This is a genomic window from Candidatus Ozemobacteraceae bacterium (genome assembly GCA_035373905.1).
Lineage (GTDB): Bacteria > Muiribacteriota > Ozemobacteria > Ozemobacterales > Ozemobacteraceae > MWAR01.
In genome coordinates, this window is sequence record DAOSOK010000011.1 from 84,812 (window position 1) to 104,034 (window position 19,223).

At 61.0% G+C, this 19,223-nt stretch carries 15 protein-coding genes; 10 read left to right on the plus strand and 5 right to left on the minus strand.

Annotated features, from left to right (window positions below; genetic code table 11):
- The first annotated feature begins 225 nt into the window (after positions 1 to 225).
- The 5 genes from PLU72_07295 (at position 226) to PLU72_07315 (ending at position 7,329) form a co-directional block, all read left to right on the plus strand.
- Positions 226 to 2,220: an ABC-F family ATP-binding cassette domain-containing protein gene (locus PLU72_07295; protein ID HOT27978.1), complete on the plus strand. Its 1,995-nt coding sequence runs from the start codon at positions 226 to 228 to the stop codon at positions 2,218 to 2,220.
- 14 nt (positions 2,221 to 2,234) lie between these two features.
- Positions 2,235 to 2,549, plus strand: a complete 315-nt coding sequence (gene clpS, locus PLU72_07300; GenBank protein HOT27979.1) for an ATP-dependent Clp protease adapter ClpS — start codon at positions 2,235 to 2,237, stop codon at positions 2,547 to 2,549.
- Between the two features lies 1 nt (position 2,550).
- Positions 2,551 to 4,866, plus strand: coding sequence for an ATP-dependent Clp protease ATP-binding subunit ClpA (clpA, locus tag PLU72_07305; protein ID HOT27980.1), 2,316 nt, complete (start codon positions 2,551 to 2,553; stop codon positions 4,864 to 4,866).
- 146 nt (positions 4,867 to 5,012) lie between these two features.
- Positions 5,013 to 5,732, plus strand: coding sequence for a glycosyltransferase (locus PLU72_07310; GenBank protein ID HOT27981.1), 720 nt, complete (start codon positions 5,013 to 5,015; stop codon positions 5,730 to 5,732).
- A gap of 169 nt (positions 5,733 to 5,901) precedes the next feature.
- Positions 5,902 to 7,329, plus strand: coding sequence for a transporter (locus tag PLU72_07315; GenBank protein HOT27982.1), 1,428 nt, complete (start codon positions 5,902 to 5,904; stop codon positions 7,327 to 7,329).
- A gap of 91 nt (positions 7,330 to 7,420) precedes the next feature.
- On the opposite strand, the gene PLU72_07320 is transcribed toward PLU72_07315, so the two are convergent.
- The 3 genes from PLU72_07320 to PLU72_07330 form a co-directional block, all read right to left on the minus strand.
- Positions 7,421 to 8,290 (minus strand): CapA family protein, encoded by an 870-nt coding sequence (locus PLU72_07320; protein ID HOT27983.1) that lies wholly within the window; start codon positions 8,288 to 8,290, stop codon positions 7,421 to 7,423.
- 75 nt (positions 8,291 to 8,365) lie between these two features.
- Positions 8,366 to 11,410, minus strand: coding sequence for a DUF3160 domain-containing protein (locus PLU72_07325; protein ID HOT27984.1), 3,045 nt, complete (start codon positions 11,408 to 11,410; stop codon positions 8,366 to 8,368).
- Positions 11,407 to 11,973 (minus strand): hypothetical protein, encoded by a 567-nt coding sequence (locus PLU72_07330; protein ID HOT27985.1) that lies wholly within the window; start codon positions 11,971 to 11,973, stop codon positions 11,407 to 11,409. The genes PLU72_07325 and PLU72_07330 overlap by 4 nt, the downstream gene beginning before the upstream one ends.
- Positions 11,974 to 12,051: 78 nt before the next feature.
- Here PLU72_07330 and PLU72_07335 point away from each other — a divergent pair, with 78 nt between their 5' ends.
- Positions 12,052 to 12,897: a penicillin-binding transpeptidase domain-containing protein gene (locus PLU72_07335; GenBank protein ID HOT27986.1), complete on the plus strand. Its 846-nt coding sequence runs from the start codon at positions 12,052 to 12,054 to the stop codon at positions 12,895 to 12,897.
- Between the two features lie 4 nt (positions 12,898 to 12,901).
- The gene (locus PLU72_07340; GenBank protein HOT27987.1) at positions 12,902 to 14,947 is read left to right on the plus strand and encodes a TIM44-like domain-containing protein; all 2,046 of its coding nucleotides are present in this window, start codon (positions 12,902 to 12,904) and stop codon (positions 14,945 to 14,947) included.
- A gap of 188 nt (positions 14,948 to 15,135) precedes the next feature.
- On the opposite strand, the gene PLU72_07345 is transcribed toward PLU72_07340, so the two are convergent.
- Positions 15,136 to 16,302: an SPFH domain-containing protein gene (locus PLU72_07345; GenBank protein HOT27988.1), complete on the minus strand. Its 1,167-nt coding sequence runs from the start codon at positions 16,300 to 16,302 to the stop codon at positions 15,136 to 15,138.
- Between the two features lie 110 nt (positions 16,303 to 16,412).
- On the opposite strand from PLU72_07345, the gene PLU72_07350 reads away from it, so the two are divergent.
- The 3 genes from PLU72_07350 to PLU72_07360 all read left to right on the plus strand — a co-directional run bounded on the left by PLU72_07350 (position 16,413) and on the right by PLU72_07360 (position 18,771).
- Positions 16,413 to 16,724 carry a Smr/MutS family protein gene (locus tag PLU72_07350; protein ID HOT27989.1) on the plus strand — a complete coding sequence of 104 codons (312 nt, stop codon included), beginning with the start codon at positions 16,413 to 16,415 and terminating at the stop codon, positions 16,722 to 16,724.
- Between the two features lie 70 nt (positions 16,725 to 16,794).
- Complete coding sequence (locus PLU72_07355) at positions 16,795 to 16,956, plus strand: GxxExxY protein (protein HOT27990.1); 162 nt, start codon at positions 16,795 to 16,797, stop codon at positions 16,954 to 16,956.
- Between the two features lie 129 nt (positions 16,957 to 17,085).
- On the plus strand, positions 17,086 to 18,771 hold the full coding sequence (locus PLU72_07360; GenBank protein ID HOT27991.1) for a hypothetical protein: 1,686 nt from the start codon (positions 17,086 to 17,088) through the stop codon (positions 18,769 to 18,771).
- Between the two features lie 201 nt (positions 18,772 to 18,972).
- On the opposite strand, the gene PLU72_07365 is transcribed toward PLU72_07360, so the two are convergent.
- Positions 18,973 to 19,215 carry a hypothetical protein gene (locus PLU72_07365; protein HOT27992.1) on the minus strand — a complete coding sequence of 81 codons (243 nt, stop codon included), beginning with the start codon at positions 19,213 to 19,215 and terminating at the stop codon, positions 18,973 to 18,975.
- Positions 19,216 to 19,223: the final 8 nt, after the last annotated feature.

Sequence of the window (19,223 nt, forward strand, 5' to 3'; positions counted from 1 at the left end):
TCGGTTCGCATCAGTTGCGGAGGTTCGCGAACCGACGGGGCCCGGATCGGATTATAGAGGTATCGGGACATCGGAACAAGACTTCGATGACATCTCCAGAAGAGCCGCCGCGGTCGTCGTTGTGTAAGAGAAAATATACAAAGTCCGTCCGGCGCGCCGGCTTCGGCGCTTGGCCATCGGAGTGCCAGTCGTTCCATGTTGAGTGCAGGCCGAAGCCGTGATACAATGCAGCACTCCGATATGTCGCTTCAGATACGGAATCTCTCGAAATCGTTCAGCGTCCGGACCCTGTTCCGGAACGTGACGTTCGTCGTCAACCCCGGCGAGCGCATCGCCCTCGTCGGCCACAACGGCTCGGGCAAATCGACGCTGATGCGCATCATTCGCGGCGTCGAGACGGCCGACGACGGCGCGGTCACCCGGCCTCGCGAGACACGGGTCGGATATCTGCCGCAGGAGATCTTTCTCGAGAACGATCCCGAGTGGGGCGAGGCGGGCGTCGACGCGACCCTCTGGACGCTCGCCGCGCAGGCGTTTTCCGGCCTCCAGCAGATCCGGGACGAGATCGCCGTCGTCGAGGAGCGTATCTCGGCCGGCGATATATCTGCGGCTATACATGACCGACACCACAGCCTGCTGGCACGTTTCGACCGCGCCGGCGGATACACTTGGCAGGCGCGCACCATCAGGATCCTGAAGGGACTCGGCTTTCCCGAGGAACGATTTCACGACCCCCTGAAGACGTTTTCCGGCGGCTGGCAGATGCGTGCGTATTTTGCGCGTCTCCTGCTGAGCGAGCCCGATTACCTGCTGCTCGACGAGCCGACGAACTACCTCGACATCTCCTCGATCGCCTTCCTCGAGGAGTATCTCGCGTCGTATCCGGGCGGGATCCTGATGGTCTCCCACGACCGCTACTTCCTCGACAAGCTTGCCGACTCGGTCGTCGCACTGATGCCAGAGGGGGCCCGCACCTGGCGGGGCAACTACACCGACTTCCTCGAGGCCCGCGAACAATGGGCCCGCGAGGCAGCCGCCGCGCAGGACCGCCAGGACCGCGAGCGGAAGCGGGTGCAGGATTTCATCGAACGGTTTCGCTATAAGGCGTCGAAAGCCTCCCAGGTGCAGAGCCGCATCAAACAGCTCGAGAAGATCGATCGCATCGACCAGGCGCGTGCGGCCCCCAAGCTCGATTTCGACTTCCCGCCGTGCCCCGAAAGCGGGGAGCTCGTCGCGAAGGCCGAGAAGATCGGCCGCCGGTACGGCGACCACGTGGTGCTCGAAGGGCTCGATTTTACGATCAGGCGAGGCGACCGGCTTGCGATCATCGGCGAAAACGGCGCCGGCAAGACGACGCTCATGCGCATCCTGGCCGGCCAGGACGCCGCCCACGCGGGCCGCGTCGAGTGGGGCTACAAGGTCCGGTTCGGGTACTTCGCGCAGGACGAGGAGATCAGCTTCGAACCCGAAGAGACGATCTGGAACCGCATGCTTCGAGACGCCCCGTTCGACATGGTTCCGCAGCTCCGCAGCCTTCTCGGCGTGTTCCTGTTCTCGGGAGACGATGTCGAGAAACCCGTGAGAGTTCTCTCCGGCGGCGAGAAGAGCCGCTTGGGCCTGGCCCGCCTGATGCTGCGACCGTGCAATCTTCTGATGCTCGATGAGCCGACGAATCACCTCGATATCTCGAGCCGCGAAGCGCTGCTGGAAGCGCTCGACGCATTTCCCGGAACGCTTATCATCGTTTCGCATGACCGGTTCTTTCTCGATTGCCTCGCGACACGCATCCTCGCGATCCGCGACGGAAAGGCCTTCCTCTACGAGGGCAACTACAGCCAGTATCTCTGGTCGATGTCTCACCGCATGGCTGAACGTGAGACGGTTGCGCCCCTCGGAGGAACGGCGGCGACCGAAAGCGATTCAGGCAAGGACGATGCCCGTGAGGCCTGGAAGGAGCGGAAACGGCAGACGAACCAGCGGCAGCGGTGGGAGCGCGAACTCCGAGAGGTCGAAGACGCGATCAACGCCCTCGAGACCCGACAACGGGAACTCGAGGCCCGACTTGCCGACCCGCCCGCCGAACTCGGCCGGGAGGGAATCGTCGACCTTTCACGGCATCACACCCAGGTCGGCGACGAGATCGGGAAGCGCATGGAGCGCTGGGAAGAACTTCAGAAACTGATCGAGGAGGCGTCGCAGGCCGACGGCGCCGGGGCGTAAAGGAGCGCAGAGGAATGGCGGGAACGAATGCACGTCCCGATCAGGAACTGCTCGAAAAGACGAGGCACAAGGTCGATGAGCCTCCGATGTTCCGGGTGTTCCTGCTGAACGACGATTACACGACGATGGAGTTCGTCATCGAAGTGCTTCAGAAAGTGTTCCACAAATCGACCATGGATGCCACGCAGATCATGCTTCACGTGCATCGCAACGGACGAGGGCTCGCCGGGGTGTACGTGCGGGATATCGCCGAAACCAAGGTCGAGACCGTGAAAGTGATGGCCCGCGAGAGGGGTTTCCCCCTCCAGTGCGCGATGGAGAAAGTCTGACATGCCGAAGATTCAGCGTGACCTCGAAATAACGCTTCATTCCGTCATCCGGGAAGCGAGCGACCGGCGCGACGAGTATCTGACGCCGGAGCACATCCTCTACGGCTGCCTGTTCGACGGTCTTGGCCGGGAGATACTGCGCGCGTGCGGGGGAAACATCGACCGCATGAAGAAGGCACTCGAAGACTTCTTCGCGGACAAGGTGCCGAAACTGCCGGCCGACTCCGACCTCGATCCCCAGCCGAGCGTGGGCTTCGAGCGGGTCATCCAGCGCGCTCTCCTGCACGTGCAGGCCGCCGAGAAGGAAGAGGCCGACGCGGGTGATATCCTTGCCGCTATTCTTCAGGAACCCGACTCCCATGCCGTGAAAATTCTGACGGTCGAGGAGATCTCCCGACTGGATATTCTTGAGTATATTTCGCATGGCGTGTCGAAGGCCGACGAGTATGACGAGCCGGAGAGCCGCGGCGGAACCGAAAACGGCGAAGAGCCGCTGACCGGCGGCGAGGAGCACGCGGGAGGCGAGGAAGCCGGTGAAAAGCCGGTGAAGGACCCGCTGGGCCAGTTCGCCCAGTGTCTGAACGAGAAGGCCGCCGCCGGCCAGATCGATCCGCTGGTCGGCAGGCATTCCGAACTGCAGCGCGCCATCACGGTGCTCGCGCGCCGGCGGAAGAACAACGTCGTATTCGTCGGCGAGCCCGGGGTGGGCAAGACGGCGATCGTCGAAGGCCTGGCCCGGATGATCCAGGAGGAAAAGGTGCCTCCGACGCTGGCCGGCTTCCGCGTCTTCGCCCTCGACATGGGCGCCCTGCTCGCGGGAACGCGGTACCGCGGCGATTTCGAGGCGCGGCTGAAAGCCGTCATCAAGGCGCTCGAGAAGCAGGAGAAGGTCATCCTGTTCGTCGACGAGATTCACACGATCGTCGGCGCCGGCTCGGTGAGCGGCGGCTCGATGGACGCGGCGAACCTGCTCAAGCCCCTGCTGAACAGCGGACGTGTGCGATGCATCGGCACGAGCACCTACGAGGAGTTCAAAAACCATTTCGAGAAGGACCGTGCCTTCGCGCGCCGGTTCCAGAAAATCGACCTTGCCGAGCCGACGAAGGCCGAAGCGCTGCGCGTGCTGCACGGACTTCGTGGTTCATACGAGACGTTCCATGGCGTGACGTATACGAATGCGGCCCTGAAGGCCGCGGTCGATCTGGCGGCGCGGCATCTCACCGAGAAGTTCCTGCCCGACAAGGCGATCGACCTGATCGACGAGGCGGCCGCCCTGCTCAAGCTGTCGCCGAAATACGAGAAGCGAAAGACCGTCCGCGTGCGCGATATCGAAAAGGCCGTCTCGCGCATGGCGCGGATTCCCGCCGCCCGCGTCTCGACGTCGGACGCCGATCGGCTCAAGGCGCTCGACGACGTCCTTCGCGGCGTCATCTTCGGCCAGGACGAGGCCATCAAGGCCCTCGTGACCTGCATCAAGCGCTCGCGCGCCGGCCTCGGCGGCGAGCGGAGGCCGGTGGGCTGCTTCCTGTTCGCCGGCCCGACGGGCGTCGGCAAGACCGAAGTCTCGCGCCAGATGGCGCAGGCGCTCGGCGTCTCGTTCCTGCGATTCGATATGAGCGAGTATATGGAAAAGCACGCCGTCTCACGTCTGATCGGCGCGCCTCCCGGCTACGTCGGCTTCGAGCAGGGCGGCCAGCTCACCGACGCGATCCGCAAACAGCCGAACTGCGTCCTGCTCCTCGACGAGATCGAGAAAGCGCATCAGGATATATATGGAATACTATTGCAGGTGATGGACGACGCGACCCTCACCGACAACACCGGCCGCAAGGCCGATTTCCGCCACGTCATCCTCGTGATGACCTCGAACGCCGGCGCACGCGAGATGAGCAAGGGGGCGATCGGCTTCGGCGACCAGAGCGGCCACGTCCAGTGGCGCGGTCGCGAGGCGGTGGAAAAGGCGTTCAGCCCCGAGTTCCGCAACCGGCTCGACGCCATCATCCACTTCAACGCCCTCAACCGCGACGTCATGCGGCGCATCGTCGACAAGCTGATCGGCGAGTTGAACCGCCAGCTGGCCGAGAAGAAGGTGAACCTGGTGATCTCCGACGCCCTGCGCGACCATCTCGCCGTGAAGGGCCACGACCCGCGTTTCGGCGCCCGCCCCCTCGGCCGCGTCATCCAGCGCGAGATCAAGGACGAGCTCGCCGACCGTATCCTGTTTGGCGAACTGAAAAACGGCGGCACCGCCCGCCTCGACATCGCCGACGGCAACATCACCTTCGCCTGTACGCCCGCCGACCCGGGGTGTGGGTAAGATATCCGCCGGATTTCCCGCGCTTCGGAAGTGGCCCTTCGAGGGCCTTATCGGCCCCTGTGTTCCTGAAGTGACCATTTTTTCCGACACCGTGTCATCCGGCAGGGCGGGATGATACGATGGGAAACATGCAGGATTCTGAAACTGTGACTCCGCTGTATTCGGTCATCGTTCCGGCCTATAACGAGGAAAAGCTGCTGCCGGCCTGCCTGGCGGCGGTGAACGCGGCCATGGCCGGGGTGCCGTGGCCCGGCGAGGTCATCGTTGTGGACAACAACTCCCGCGACAGGACCTCCGAGGTCGCCCGCGAACGCGGCGCGCGCGTCGTCTTCGAGCCCGTCAACCAGATCTCTCGCGCGCGAAACGCCGGGGCCCGGGCGGCGCGCGGCCGGTATCTCCTCTTCATCGACGCCGACACGTTCGTGAGCGGACCTCTGCTCGCCGCGGCCCTCGACGCCATGCACGAGAAGGGCTGGAGCGGCGGCGGCGCCATGGTCACGTTCGACAGGCCGATGAACCTTTTCTACAGGAAGCTTCTCGAATTGTGGTCGGCGATTTCCCGCAGTTTCTCGCTTGCGGCCGGCTGCTTTCTCTTTTGCCGCGCCGATGCCTTCGCCGATACGGGCGGTTTTTCAGAAAAAGTGTATGCAAGTGAGGAAATCTGGTTTTCACGACGGCTCGTTCGCTGGGGAAAACAGCATCGGATGCCTTTCCGGATCATCTCCTCTCCGAACATCGAGACATCCGGCCGCAAGATGGAGAGCCTTCCGAGAATGCTTCTCGTTCTGCTCACCTTCATTCTGTGCCCGTTCGCGCCCAGGTTCAGGGCGACCAGCTGGTTCTGGTACCACCGCCAGGATTCCTGAATTCCGAGGGGAATGAGCCGGGGCGGTCATTCCGCCGACATCGCTGATTTTGAGGTTGCGAAAAGAATTCCCCTGCCTGAAAAAATATCCGTTAAGAAATTCATGCTTCGTGCCGATGAGGCCGAGGTGACTCAGTGTGTCCGGCGAACCGGACAGCAAGGAGCGAGGCATGAGCAGAAACACCGCGATATTGGCCCTGGCTGCGTCTCTGCTGGCTCTGCCCGCGGGCGCGCAGGAATACCTGCAGCCCGAGGTCCAGAATCAGTTGAAGCAGTCGGGGTTCAGTAGTTCCTTCATCTCCAGCGTCAGGCGGCAACCGGTCAGCCCGTACCGGCGCGTCGCCGATGCCAGCCCCGCCATGGGCCAGGCCGGTTCCCTGCCGGCGATCACGACGTCCGTTCCATCGTCGGCTGACGCGACTGGTGCGGCCCTGCCCCCCGTGAGCGCGTCCGCTCTCTCTCCAGCTGCCGGGAGCTCCGACACGGGAGGGAGCGCCATCACGCCGGCTTCCGCAAAGAGCGGCGTGAAGAAAAAGGCGAAAAAAGCGAAGCCGAAGAAACGCTCTTCCGCTCCGATCGTTTCCAGCAGTTCCGATACGATGATCACCCCGGCACCGGCGCCGGTCATGCCGGTTCCGGCTCCCTACGCGAATCAGCCGGCTCCGCTTCCCTCCATCCGGTCGACCGATCAGGAGATCTATTCGCAGGAACCCCTGAGGTTGCCTCCCGTGTCCAGTCTGCCCGACCCGTCACGAACGACCCTGCCGCCCGTCAGCCGCGACGCGATGATGACGGCCCCCCTGGGCGAAGCCGTGACCCGCGTGCTGGCCTGCAACATGATGGGTCTGACCGGCCTGTTCACCACCACGTCGGCCGACGTCAGCAAGGAAGGCTCGTTCAAGATGGGCTTCCATTCGAGCTGGTTCACCCTCGACCGCGTCTACGACCGCGTCCTGGCGAGCGGCGAAAGCGGCGACCTGCTCGAGATTCCGCTGTTCTTCAATTATTCGGTGACGAACGACCTCGAGTTCGCGTTCTCGATGCCGATTCTCAACTACACCATCAAGTCCCGCATCCTCTGGTCGAAGGATTTCCGCGAATCCGGAAGCGGTGACTCGAAACTCGCGTTCAAATACCGCGTGTTCGATAATCCCCAGTATCAAACGCGCGGCGCGTTCGGCCTCGGGTTCAAGTTCCCCACCGGCAGCGACGCCAAGGGGCTGGGAACCGGCAAGACCGACTTCGAGGTCTACACGGCCTTCAGCAAGAACTTCGAGCGCGTCATCGCCCACCTGAACCTGGGCTACGTGATGACCGGCGACCCGAACACCCAGTTCTACCCCGACGGACTTGCCGATATCTTTTACTATAATATCGGCCTCGAATACCCGCACACCAACAACGTCACCGTCATGGCCGAAGTGAACGGCCAGGACTGGGGCGCGGAAGGCCTGAAGATCGACGTGACCCCCGGCCTGCGCTACACACCGACCGAGAACTTCGCGTTCGAGGTCGGCGTGCCCGTCGCCGTCACGAACGACCAGCGGTATGGCTACAACTATAGAGTCGTCTTCGGGGTGACGACCTTCTTCCGCTGATCCATGCCGGAAAAACTCGAGCGCCGGCGAAGCCGATAGGCTTCGCCGGCGCTGCGTTTTGACGCGGAAACACGCTTGTCATGAAACGGTGTCATCGCGCTGATGTGTTTCGAGCGAGTGAAGGGGACATGACGTTCGGCTGATGCGTGACGGGTTGCATGTGGATGGCATGCGTTTCCCACGCGAGCGGAACCCCGGCCCATACGTGAACTCTGACGAGGAGTCCGTAACAATCAGGCTTGCGGGAGCGGTCGAACAGGACGCTTCCGAGGGAGTGAAAGACGGGGCGCCCGCCAATGCTCCCGCCAGACTTGATCCGATGCGGATGGTGTCCGAACACGCCGGCCGCGCCCGCATCGATCAGGGCCTTGGCGAAGCTCCGTTCTGCCGGCGAGACATACTCTGTGTCCTCGATGCCGACGTGCAGGAAAACGAACGTCAGGTTTTCGCGCGAGTCGCTCGCGACCTGGTTCACGAGGTTCCGATACCGCCTGCCGCCCGGTGGGGAGCCCGTGAGATCGGCGGCAAGAATCACGATCGGTATGCCTTTGATCAGAAACTCGTGACGGCCGGCGAATCCCGTGAGTCCGATTGCCGAAAGCTCCGCGATCGTGCGCTCGAGGCTGCCGGGGCCGCCGTCCCGGGCATGGTTGTTCGCCAGCCCGAAGGCGGAAAAGCCGCTCTGCGGCAGACAATTCAGCGCTTCCGCGTCGAAGGAAAGATCGTGGCGCATCGTTTTGGAGGATGTTCCGACACCGGTTTTCACCGAGCCTTCCAGGTTCGAGACGGCCAGATCGGCGGTGCGCAGATGCTCCCTGAGCGACGAGAAATACCGGTCGGCCCCGATCGATTCGATGCGTCGCGGAATCTCACGGCCGAGCGCAAGATCGCCCGCGAATTCGATCCTCAGCCAGAGATGGTCGACGAGCCCGAGCAGCAACCAGATCAGCCACGGGCTCATGGAAACAGGCGGGTTGAATGAATAGAAGATGCTATGTAGGGGCGGGTTTCAAAGCCGCCCCTACGGAAACGCTGGTCAGTTGTCCCCGCCCGAAACATCCTCTTCCTCATACCAGCCATCCTTGAAATCCAGTTTTGTGGCGTCACCCGAAAGATACGAGGAAGTCCAGCCGGGCGGGGGAGGGGCTTTCCCGTCGCGCATCATCTTCCGCCAGTCTTCGTCCGACAGACGGTTCGAGACCGGTTGTTCGAACTCGTAGAACGAGAAGATGCCGCCCCGGTGCAGGCGCTCGCCGCGGGGGCCGTTGCACCTGACCCACAGCTCGAACACGCGGCCGATCGCGACCTCGAGACAGGTGCCGTCGCCGTTGAACACGTCGGCGATGAGCGACGTCTCTTCCTGCACGAAGTTGTAAAACTCCTTGTCGGGCCTGATCAGGGCGATCGTCAGGTGCTCGCACCAGACGCCGAACCTCCACAGCTTCTCATGCTCGGCGGGCGTGAGGGGCTGACCGGCGGCCTGTTTCGCGGCGCAGGTTTCCATGAGCGAGAGGAGCTCGATCATCTTCAACGTCAGGCCCTTGGAGGTGAGCGGGAAGATCTCGTCGTAGTCCTGGTCCGAGTCCTCGTCGCGTTCGTTCTTCGGCAGGTATCCCTGCGCCGACAGCCTTCCGAACAGTTCGACCGTCAGCCGGCGAAGGCCGCCGAACACCTCCGGATACGGATCGACGGCGACCGACGGCAGGCGGCGGATCATCCAGTCCTCGATCTCGCCGCCCTCGCCGGCTTCGGCCCCGCCCATCTTGTTATACAACAGGGTGTCGTGCCGGAGGGTGACGAGGCTTCCGAGCGCTGCCGTGAGCAGGCGGTCGGTCCAGGCGTCGCTGCCCGTGTGCTCGAGAGCCGTTCGCCCGTTGTCCTTCAGCAGATCGGCGAACCCCTTCAACCACCTTCTGTAGGCGCTTCGTTCCCAGTCGCCGGCCGAAAGGGCGCTGACGGCTTGTCTCGCCTCGGCAAGCGACTCACGGTAGTTCTCGTATCGGTTCTCCTTGTAGAAGTCGACCAGGAGCTTCTCCGCACGGTCCGAGCCGAGGGCGGCCATCACGTCGAGCAGTTTCGGGAGAAGCCGTTTGTTCGCGTCCGTGCCGACGGCCCGATACACGAGGCGCTGCATGACTTCGCTGTCCAGCGTCACCCGCTGTGGGAAAAAGACGACCTGCACGCCCGACAACGGGTTCAGGCGTGGCTTCGGCCAGGCGGCAAGCCTGTCGAACAGAAGCTTTTGAAACTCCTCGTCCGACGGGGCTTTCGATGTCGGCGGAACGCGAATCCCCTGCAGAAGGCCGCGCAGGTCGGTGATGCCGATGTCCTCCGACTCCCCGACCAGATACGACAGCGGTCGGCAGATCGATTCGACGGCTTCGATGACCGGCTTCCCATCGACCTTCGCGTTCGCGGCGATGCCCACGAGAGCCGCGATCGCCGGGAGATCAGGGCCGGGGCTCCTGCCGTCGTCGGCGAAGACCTTCAGGGAAAGCTGGGACAGCGCCATCATGACCCTGAAATAACCCTGCAGCCGCGGGTCTTTCTCGTAATGTCCGCGAACCTTGAACTGGCTGAAGTCGACGTTCCTGCCCAGGACCTTCGATTCCGAGGGGCCGCTCGCGGCGAAGATGCTCCGAAGATCCGCCGCTATGGAATCGCGGATCGTCGCGGGGAGCTGCTTCGCGGCTTTCAGGGCGCCGTCGAGCGTCTCGTTCGACAGAAGGGCCGCGATCTCGAAGACGCCCTGGATTTTCGCGATCTGGGCCCGGCTCTCGCCTGAAGCGCTCTCGGCGGCCTTGCGCGCGGAGACGGCCATCGCTCGGTTGATCGCCGTGATGCGGTCCAGGAAGACGCTTCTCTCGAGCTGCTTGAGAATGAAATCGTAATACAGGTGGAACAGGAACCATACCGTATCGACCGTTATATAACTGTCGAGCCAGTGATACCGGTTGCCTTCGTAGACTTCGAAAAACTGCCGGTAGGTGGCGGGGCGGCCGACGAACCGCTGCGAACGGATCATGTCGAGAGCGGGGGTGGCCAGGTCGATCCGGGGATGGCTCATGTTTCCGGTGAACCAGAGCGGATCTGGCGGCTCGAGGCCGATGCACAGCCGATGTTCGCCGTTTTGTTTCTCGATCCACGCGAGCCGGCGGTTCAGGTGGTCGGCGGCGATTTTCGACACACGGTTCACCGGGCCGAAGGAGACGTTTGTCCTGGTCCGGATGTCATAGGCGCCGGGCACTTTCGACCCGGACACGAAGAGGTGAACGAAATCGGGGGCCCAGCTGATATCCCGCAGGCCCGCCGTGCCCTCGTGCATGGTCGTCTTCATCGGGGGGAGCTCGATCCCGATCTGCTGCCGCTCCTGGTCCATGTTGCAGTAGACGGCGCTGCACAGCCCCTCGGGGCCGGCCACGAAAAGCGTGTCAGGCTCGCCTTTGAGAGCGAGTTCCGTCCAGGCGCCTGGAATGAGCGTCACGATCATCGAGCCATCGGCCTGTTTCCGGATGCAGTTCTTGACCTTGACGTCGCCCTGGGGAAACTGCAGATACTCGACAAGCCCCGGCGTCGGCTGCCCGTCCGACCGAATCGAGCAGAGATTCCCGGAACCGCCCTTCCCCTGGAGGAAAAATAATTTATCATATAATACCGTGTCATCATCGGCTGCGGCGAACTGCGCGCGGGCGCATTCGACACGGAATTCGTCCTCGGGCGTTGTCGTGATGTTCCTCGAACTGCCCGAAGCAACGGAAAACGCTTTGAGATCGTAGTTTCCGGCAGTGTCGGAACAGTAATACACGGTCTGCCCGTCTGGGGAAAAAGAGGGAGAGACAGCGTTTCCCTTTTCGCTGACGAGCTGTTTCGCGGCCTTGTGCGCGAATTCATACAGCCAGATGGAGCGCCGGCCCTCGGCGTTCAGGGTGAAGGCGATCGCGGAGCCGTCGGGCGAGAAAACCGGGTCGGCGATCTCGCCCGGATTGCGGAAAAGCACCTCTTCGGCGGCCGATACTCCGGTGCAGGTGGCGAGACACACGATGATGCCGAGCAGGAATGCCGGCAGGAACGATCGCTTCATGGCGTCGGGTCCTCCCTTGAAGATACTGTCCTGAAGCCGAAAGTATACCACAGATACTCGGATGTCACCTTCCTCCCGTACCGCCGTTCGACGGCCCTCAGCCCCGGCCTGCCCCGAACGGAGACGACGTTGAAATCGTCGAGCACGAACGAGAGGCGGGATCCGAGCCAGAGCGGCGGAAAATCCGGGTGCCGGGATTCATAGACATATACCCGCTTCCAGACCCGGCCCCGGATGGTTCGTTCGACGCCGGCGATCAGGTCATCCGTGCCGTTTCCGTCGATATCCGCAAGGAGAAGTTTGAACAGCGGCGGCGTCAACCGCCCAGCAAGAGGAGTGCCGCCCGGTCTTGCCCGTTCGATCAGCAGAACGTTCAGGCTGTCGTTCGATACGCCGCTGTCGACGGCTTCAAACCAGCGGCCGTGGGGGGAAGCGCCGGATGTGCCGAAGGTTTTCGGGAAATACCAGACACGACGGTTCACGAAACCGCCGTCTTCGGACGGGATGGCCGCCGCCCAGAACAGCAACCAGGCGAGCCACCAGTGAAGCGTGGAAATCACCATGACTGGTAGTATAGTGTAATTCGACAACCCCTGCCCGGCGGCGGTAGTTTTACATGGAACGACCGATGCGATGGAGAAATGATGAAACGGAAGAGTCTCGGTTGGCCCGGCTTGATGATGGCCCTGCTCGTGCTGGCCGATAGCCTGGTCGGCGGAGCTGTTCCCTGCGTTCTCGCAGCCGCGGGATCGAAGGCCGGGCTGAAAAAAGGGATCATCCTCGAATCCGTCGCGACCGGACCGGTTCGCATCGTTGGCGGCGATTCCGAGCTGGCGACGTGCCGGGCATGCCCGGCTTCCGTGTTCAAGCTGGTCATCGCCTGGGCCGGGCTGGAGACTGGCGTGCTGCGGCCCGACACCAGGATTCCCTGTCGGGAAGATCGTATAGCGACTGGTATATGCGAGCTCGGCCTTCGGGATGCCCTGCTGCGTTCGAGCAATGCGTTTTTCGAGACCGTCTCCGGACGCATCGGGCGCGAAAAACTGACCGAATATGCCGCCAGGAGCGGGATCCTGGACGGATCCGTTCCCGAGCATTGGCTGAGGGGGGGGACGAACGCCGCCGTCTGGGGCGGTGACCTGCTCGTCACTCCCTCCCGGGTTCATGACATGATGGTTCGACTTGCCAATGGAACATTCGCCTCGCCGGGAACGAACGAACCCCTCGTTTCCGCGATCGAATGGCCCTGTGATATCCCTGGCATGCGGATCTTCGGAAAGTCGGGAACGATGCGCGGCGCGGTGTGGTTCGCCGGGTTCGCCCGGGAACCGGATGGCCGGCCCCGCACGGTGACGGTTTTTCTCAAAGGCGGCCTTCCCAGAAAGTCCGAGGCGGCCTCGTTGTTTTTCGGCCGGTTTGGAATGAAACCGCCGGTCCTGCCTTTCCTGGAAGGCATTGACAAACGAGTTCCTCCGGGGGGAAAGTGATCTCATGATTCTGCGAAAGAGATTCGATTCGGGGCCCGCCCGCATCGGGATAATTCCGAAGAGATCCACGCTCAGAGCCCTTCTCACCGGCGGATTTGGAATCCTGCTGGTGCTCTGCGCCGTCGCGGCGTTCGCGCGTGCCGGCGGCGGCGAAGGCTTTGGAAGCGGAGGTTCCGGCGGCGGCGGACGGTACGGTGGCGGTGGCGATGCCGACCTGATCTTCTTTCTGGTCGAACTCCTCCTGCGGCTGACGATCGAATACCCCGCCGTCGGCATTCCGCTGGCCCTGACGATCATCGCCGTCGTCGTGTATTCCGCCAGGGAAGGCGGCGAACGGTACGTCGACTACACGATCCGCCGCGGCGTCGTCGCCCAGGACCAGGTGCGCCGGAACAGGGCCGAATCTGCCCTGAAAAAGCGCGATCCCGCCTGGAATTCCGTTGCGATGCTCTCCAGGGCGAAAACGGCGTTCGCGCTGATCCAGGAGGCGTGGTCGGATCAAAAGCTCGAAAAGGCGCAGGCTTTTCTATCCGATGCGATATATGAAAAGTTCCGTCTCCAGATCTCCGAACTTCAGGAACGGGGGATCCGCGACCGGATCGAGAGCGTCACCCTTCATGACGCCCGCATCGCCCAGCTCGAATCCGACGAGACATTCGACACGCTTCATCTCTATTTCAGAGCCCACGCGACAAACTTCAAGGTCGACGCAAAGTCCGGGAAGCGCCTTTCCGACGACTCGGGCGAGTTCGAGGAATACTGGTCGTTCCTGCGCAGGCCGGGGGCGAAATCCCTTGCCAAGGGCCTGATCGAAGGCTACTGCCCGAACTGCAGCGCTCCGGTCAGCATGAACCGGGCCGCGAAGTGCGAGGTCTGCAACTCCTTCCTCCGGTCCGGCGAATACGACTGGGTGCTTTCCGAGATCACGCAGGCCTCCGCCTGGTCCGTCCGGGAGGCGGCTGCCGTGCCGGGCCTCGACGCCATGCGCCGACTCGACGCCGGATTCAGCGTTCAGCAGATGGAAGACCTGGCCTCGCTCGCCTTCTACCGCCATGAAGCGGCGGTTCGCCTCGGCACGCCCGAGACGATCGCGAAGCTGGCTCTCGATTCGTTCGTGGAGGAGTTTCCGGCGAAAATCCGGAAAGAGCCTGACGGAACGCGCCTGTATTACACCTCCTGCGCCGTCGGAAGCGTCGATACGAAGCTCATCGAGCCGGGCGAGCCGCTGGACCGCGTCTGGATCGAAATCGCCTGGAGCGGCCGGACGACCCGCCGGATGCCGGACGGCCGGGAAGTCATCGGCGGAATCTCGCCGCCGCGCCGCCATTTTTACGTGTTCGTCCGAAAGCACGGCGTCGAAACGGACGTCAGGCTCTCCCTCAGCAGCGCCCACTGCCCGAACTGCGGGGCTCCCGAACAGAACGTCACCGACCATACCTGCCCCTATTGTCAGACCGTCCGCAACGACGGTTCGAAAGGCTGGGTCCTCGAATCCGTTCTTCCGGTGAATCCGGACACGTTCCGCCTCATGAAGGGAAAACGGACGAATCAGGCTGCCCGGACTCCCGGCGCTCCCGAGGTGCCGGGGGAAATTCCGCCTCTCCCGGTGCCGGCCGTCGAAGACATGGCCGACGAAGAGCCGGGCGCGGCGGAAATCGGCCTTGCGTGCATGATTCATGTCATGATGGCCGACGACGTCATCGACGACCGCGAGGAGAAGTTCCTTCGGGAGTTCGCGGCACGATGCAAGGTCAGGAAAATCGTGGTCGATTCGATGATCCAGCAGGCGCGCATCTTCGGAAAAATGGATGATTCCTCGTTGCCCGTTCCTGCAACGCCCGAGCAGGGAAAACGTCTGCTCCGGCGGATGGCTGCGATGGCCCTCGCTGACGGGCGACTCTCGAAGGAGGAACGGGCGGCATTGAACGCGTTCGCATCCCGCATCGGCCTTTCACCAGCCGACGTCGACGCGATCGTCAGCCAGGAGCGGAGCCGCATCTACGCTGAGGCGAAGAAAGCCATCGCCGAAAGCAAGAATATCCCCACGTAGGGGATCGCTTCCGAGAGCGGCAGGCTGGAGAGTCCCCGTTCCCCCTGAGCCTGTCGAAGGGCGAGAACCCGTTCGTGCTTCGACAAGCTCAGCACGAACGGGTTCTCGTAATATAATTTATATAAGTCTTTATAAAACGAACAAGCCCCGCCGGAAAGGCGGGGCTTGTATCGCGAAAGTATTGAATCTTACTGCATTTTCTGGCCGCACTCCGGGCAGAACTTCGCGTTCGGGGCGAGGGACGCCTTGCACTGCGGGCAGGCGCGGCTCTGGGGTGCGCCGCACTCGGGGCAGAACTTCTGGCCGGCGGTGATCTGCTTCCCGCAGCTGACGCAGGGGGCGGTCGCCGCGGCCGCCGGGGCGTTGGGCTTTCCGCAGCCGGGACAGAACTTCGCGTTCGGATCCATCGGGGCGTGGCAGGCGGCGCAGGCGATCGTCGCAGGCGCGGTCGGGGCGTTCATCCCCTGGTTCATCATGCCGGCCGCGAGGCCCTGGCCGAGGCCCATGCCGGCGCCGAGGCCCATGCCCAGGCCCGCTCCGCCGCCCTGGTTGCCCGCCGCCGTGTTCACGGCCTTGAGCTGCTCGACGGTCGCGAAGTTGCGCATGCTGGTCTGGTCGACGCCGCCCAGGGCGTTGATGGCGTGGGCGTCGGCGATCTTGTCGGAGATCTTGTCGATCCGCTTTTTGGTGTCATCGTCGAAATCGGTGTTTTCGATCCGGAAGTCGGTCAGCTCGAAACCGAGCGGCGTCAGCACCGGCCCGATCATCTTCTGGAGCTTCTCGGACAGCTCGACGCGGTTGCGGTCGATCTCGGAGTAACTGAAGCCCGATTCCGCGAACAGATCGGTCAGCGGGGTCAGGAGCCGGTCGACGATGATGTTGCGGATCTCGGCGATCGTGTAGACCTCACGGTTGCTGGTCACTTCCGTGAAGAAACCGCGCGGGTTCACGAGGCGGAACGAGAAGTTGCCGAACGCCCGCAGGCCGACGGGGAACTTGTACTTCGGGTCGTCGTATTTGATCGGGGCCTTCGTTCCCCACTTCTGGTTCATGAACTCGGTCATGCGGACGAAGTAGATGTTCGCCTTGTGCTCCGAGGTGAAGCCCTGCATGATCTTGCTGATCGTCGTCCAGAAGGGGATATTCGCGGTATGCAGATCGAACAGGCCCGGATAGTCGTGGATCGCCTGGACCTGGCCCTGATACACGAAAATCGCCGCCTGGCCCGGATTGATCAGCAGCTTCGACATGTTCTTCAGTTCGTCGTTGCCGCCGTCCCAGCGCCAGATCAGCACGTCGGGCGACGGGTCCTTCCACTCGATGACCGACCGGAGCTGATTGCCGAAAAATCCCATGGTGTTCCTCCCAAATCTGACGTTCGATCGAAATGTCGCTCCGTAATGATACCGCACCATGCGCTCAACCACAACAACACGCCCTCGGAGACGTGGTATCCTGAGAAATCATGAGTGGTGATGATCAAAGCCAGCCTCCCGTGGAAATCCCGGTCGACGGGACGCTCGACCTGCACACCTTCCGCCCGTCCGAGGTGAAGGATGTCGTTTCAGATTACATCGACGCCTGCCTCGAACGCGGCATCCTGCACCTGCGGATCATTCACGGAAAGGGCGTCGGCAACCTCCGTCGCATCGTCCACGCCCTCCTCGAGCGCCACCCCGCCGTCGCCGAGTTCTGCCTCGCCGACCTCGACGCCGGCTCCTGGGGAGCCACCCTCGTTACGCTTAAAACTGCTCCTGAAGGGAAGCAGAATGGTTGAAATTTACGAATAACCGCAGAGGCGCTGAGGCGCAGAGAAATATGAAAACAATTAAGAAAAGATTCTTCCGATTCATGAAGCTCAAATCCTCACATATCTGAAGCTTATGCAGATGACTGTTGGTCTCATAATCAACTTCAATGTTCCGGCTTTAAAAAAGGGAATCAAAAGAGTTGTGAATAATTTTGTCGAGATTCCAAATCCAATTCTTCTGGAAAACGATCATCAGTAGAATACAGAAATTCTCTGCGCCTCAGCGCCTCTGCGGTGAAACAGTGTTGAATGAATTCCAGAAGACGGGGTATAATGAGATGTTGCTGAGGCGCGGTAGTCGCCCGGTAGGTAGGAGTTGCCCAGAAGTATGTTGCATGTGAGCGATCGCATTCGGTCGGTATATATTGTTATTGCAATAATATGCACTGTTTTTTCTCTCGTAGGATGCGGTGGCGGTGGAGGAGACGGAGATAATCCGGTTGCTCCAACACCGTCATTGCCTGATACGCCGTTGATTTCTCTGAAAGCGCAAGATTTGGCAACTCCCGGAACTTCTTCTGACAATGCTTTCAACCAAGGTGCTCTTGCTCTTCGCATCCCAACATCGACCAAACGTGAACGATATGCCGTGCTGCTCTCCAATGGTGGCATGGCCAGCACGGTTAAGATCAATGGCGGTGGTTCATCCAGGCTGAACTCTGTCAGATCTTCGGTTGCGGCTGTCGCGCCGATGACGCGACCTGTCTGCGGGACGCCGTTCCTTCGCGAGGCGCGAAAGAACCTTTCGTCCTCAGCAATTCGCGCGAACAGGGTTGCGACCATGAAGGCGATGACAACCGACGAAAAGCTCAAAGATGTCATTTCTTTCAGTATTTACGCAGGTGGCGTGACGAGTCTGAATAATACATTCTATACAAAACGGAACGGTGTACTTCGCCGCATCGGAACGTATTGTAAAATTTTTGTTGATCCCGAACCCGCGCCGAACGGCCTCAGCGCTACCATTGGTACCTATACCATCAAAGACACTGAACTCGATACAATGGTCAAAAACTTCGACGAGGCAATCTATCCTCTGATGACAGGCCAGTATGGACCGTCCTATGACATGGACGGCGATGGAAAGGTTGCTATCTTCCTTTCCCCTTTAGTCACCCAGAATGGTTTCGCTGGATTCTTCGATAGTGAAAACTTATCGGAATCTCCGGATAGTAATCAGCGAGATATGTTTTGCATGTGGACGCCTTATTGGGATTATAAACGAGAAGAATGGCTTCCTGCAACCTGTGAAACGATTGCACATGAATTTCAACACCTGATTAACTTTTCAACGCGCATGAAAATGCAGAAATCTTCCTTAATGAGTAATTATGGTGGATATTCAGAATATAATCGCGATCATGGAAATTACTGGTTTGACAAAATAACAGAGGAAGAGACTTGGCTTGACGAGGCCCTCTCGATGGGGGCCGAGATACGATATCGACTTTCCGTCGGCGATCCGGCAACAGAGGGGCGCTTTAGGAATTACATGTATGAACTGTCGACAAAACCACTGACGTCGTTCTCAAATACCCTCGCTGACTATGGCCGCGTGGGACTTTTTAGCCATTACCTCTTCGAGAAGGGGACGGCTTCTAGGATCAAGCAGTTGGTCACTTCCGGGCTGCGCGGTAAAGAGAATATCAACGCGGCATTTGCCGACCATGAAATAAAAGAGCTTCGCACGTTTGATAGTATTTTTAAAAACTGGACGAAAGCAGTATTTGTCGAGATGAATCGTGAAAATATTCACGATCTGAGTGTTATTCCAGCTTGGCAAAGATTTTCCGAAGACTTCAAGCTTGTCCGTTCAAATACCACCGCACTTACTTATGGGGCTGGTGCGCAGGAATATCTCCCTGAAGATTCCTTGACGATGTTCATTCTCAAGCCTTCCAACGGCTACACCGCCGATTCGGCCACTCTCTATCTCCAGGCAGTCATCGGGACGACCCAACAGACGTCAGCTTCGATCGACTGCACCGTCATGCGTCTGAACGACGCTCAATGAGCGGAAGACGGTTCACCTCAGAGACACAGAGGCACAGAGATATTCATTGCGAAGCCACAAAGGCGCGATGATGAATATATTGTATAGTATTTATTCTCGGCGTCTCTGCGCCTCCGCGGTGAAATATTCGAATAAGTCGCATCGCGGTCGCCCGGGTAATTCTCTGTGTCTCCGTGACTCTGTGGTGCGTTGTATCCAGAGTCAGGTGAAGGGGCGGTTGAAGAGTTCGACGAGGTCGGTCATGAGGGCGATGATGCCCAGGCCGATGATCAGAAACCACAGCGAGGCCCGCCGACCGGGGTTGTCCGGCGGCGGTGCAGCGTCATCCCCGCGGGGCGCAGGCTCGTCGTGATCGGCGAACAGGTGATCCCACTGATCCAGGCCGTAGAGAAAAAAGCCCAGAAACAGCAGAAACAGACAGAAGAAAAACAGCCCGACCCACATGGAGCTCG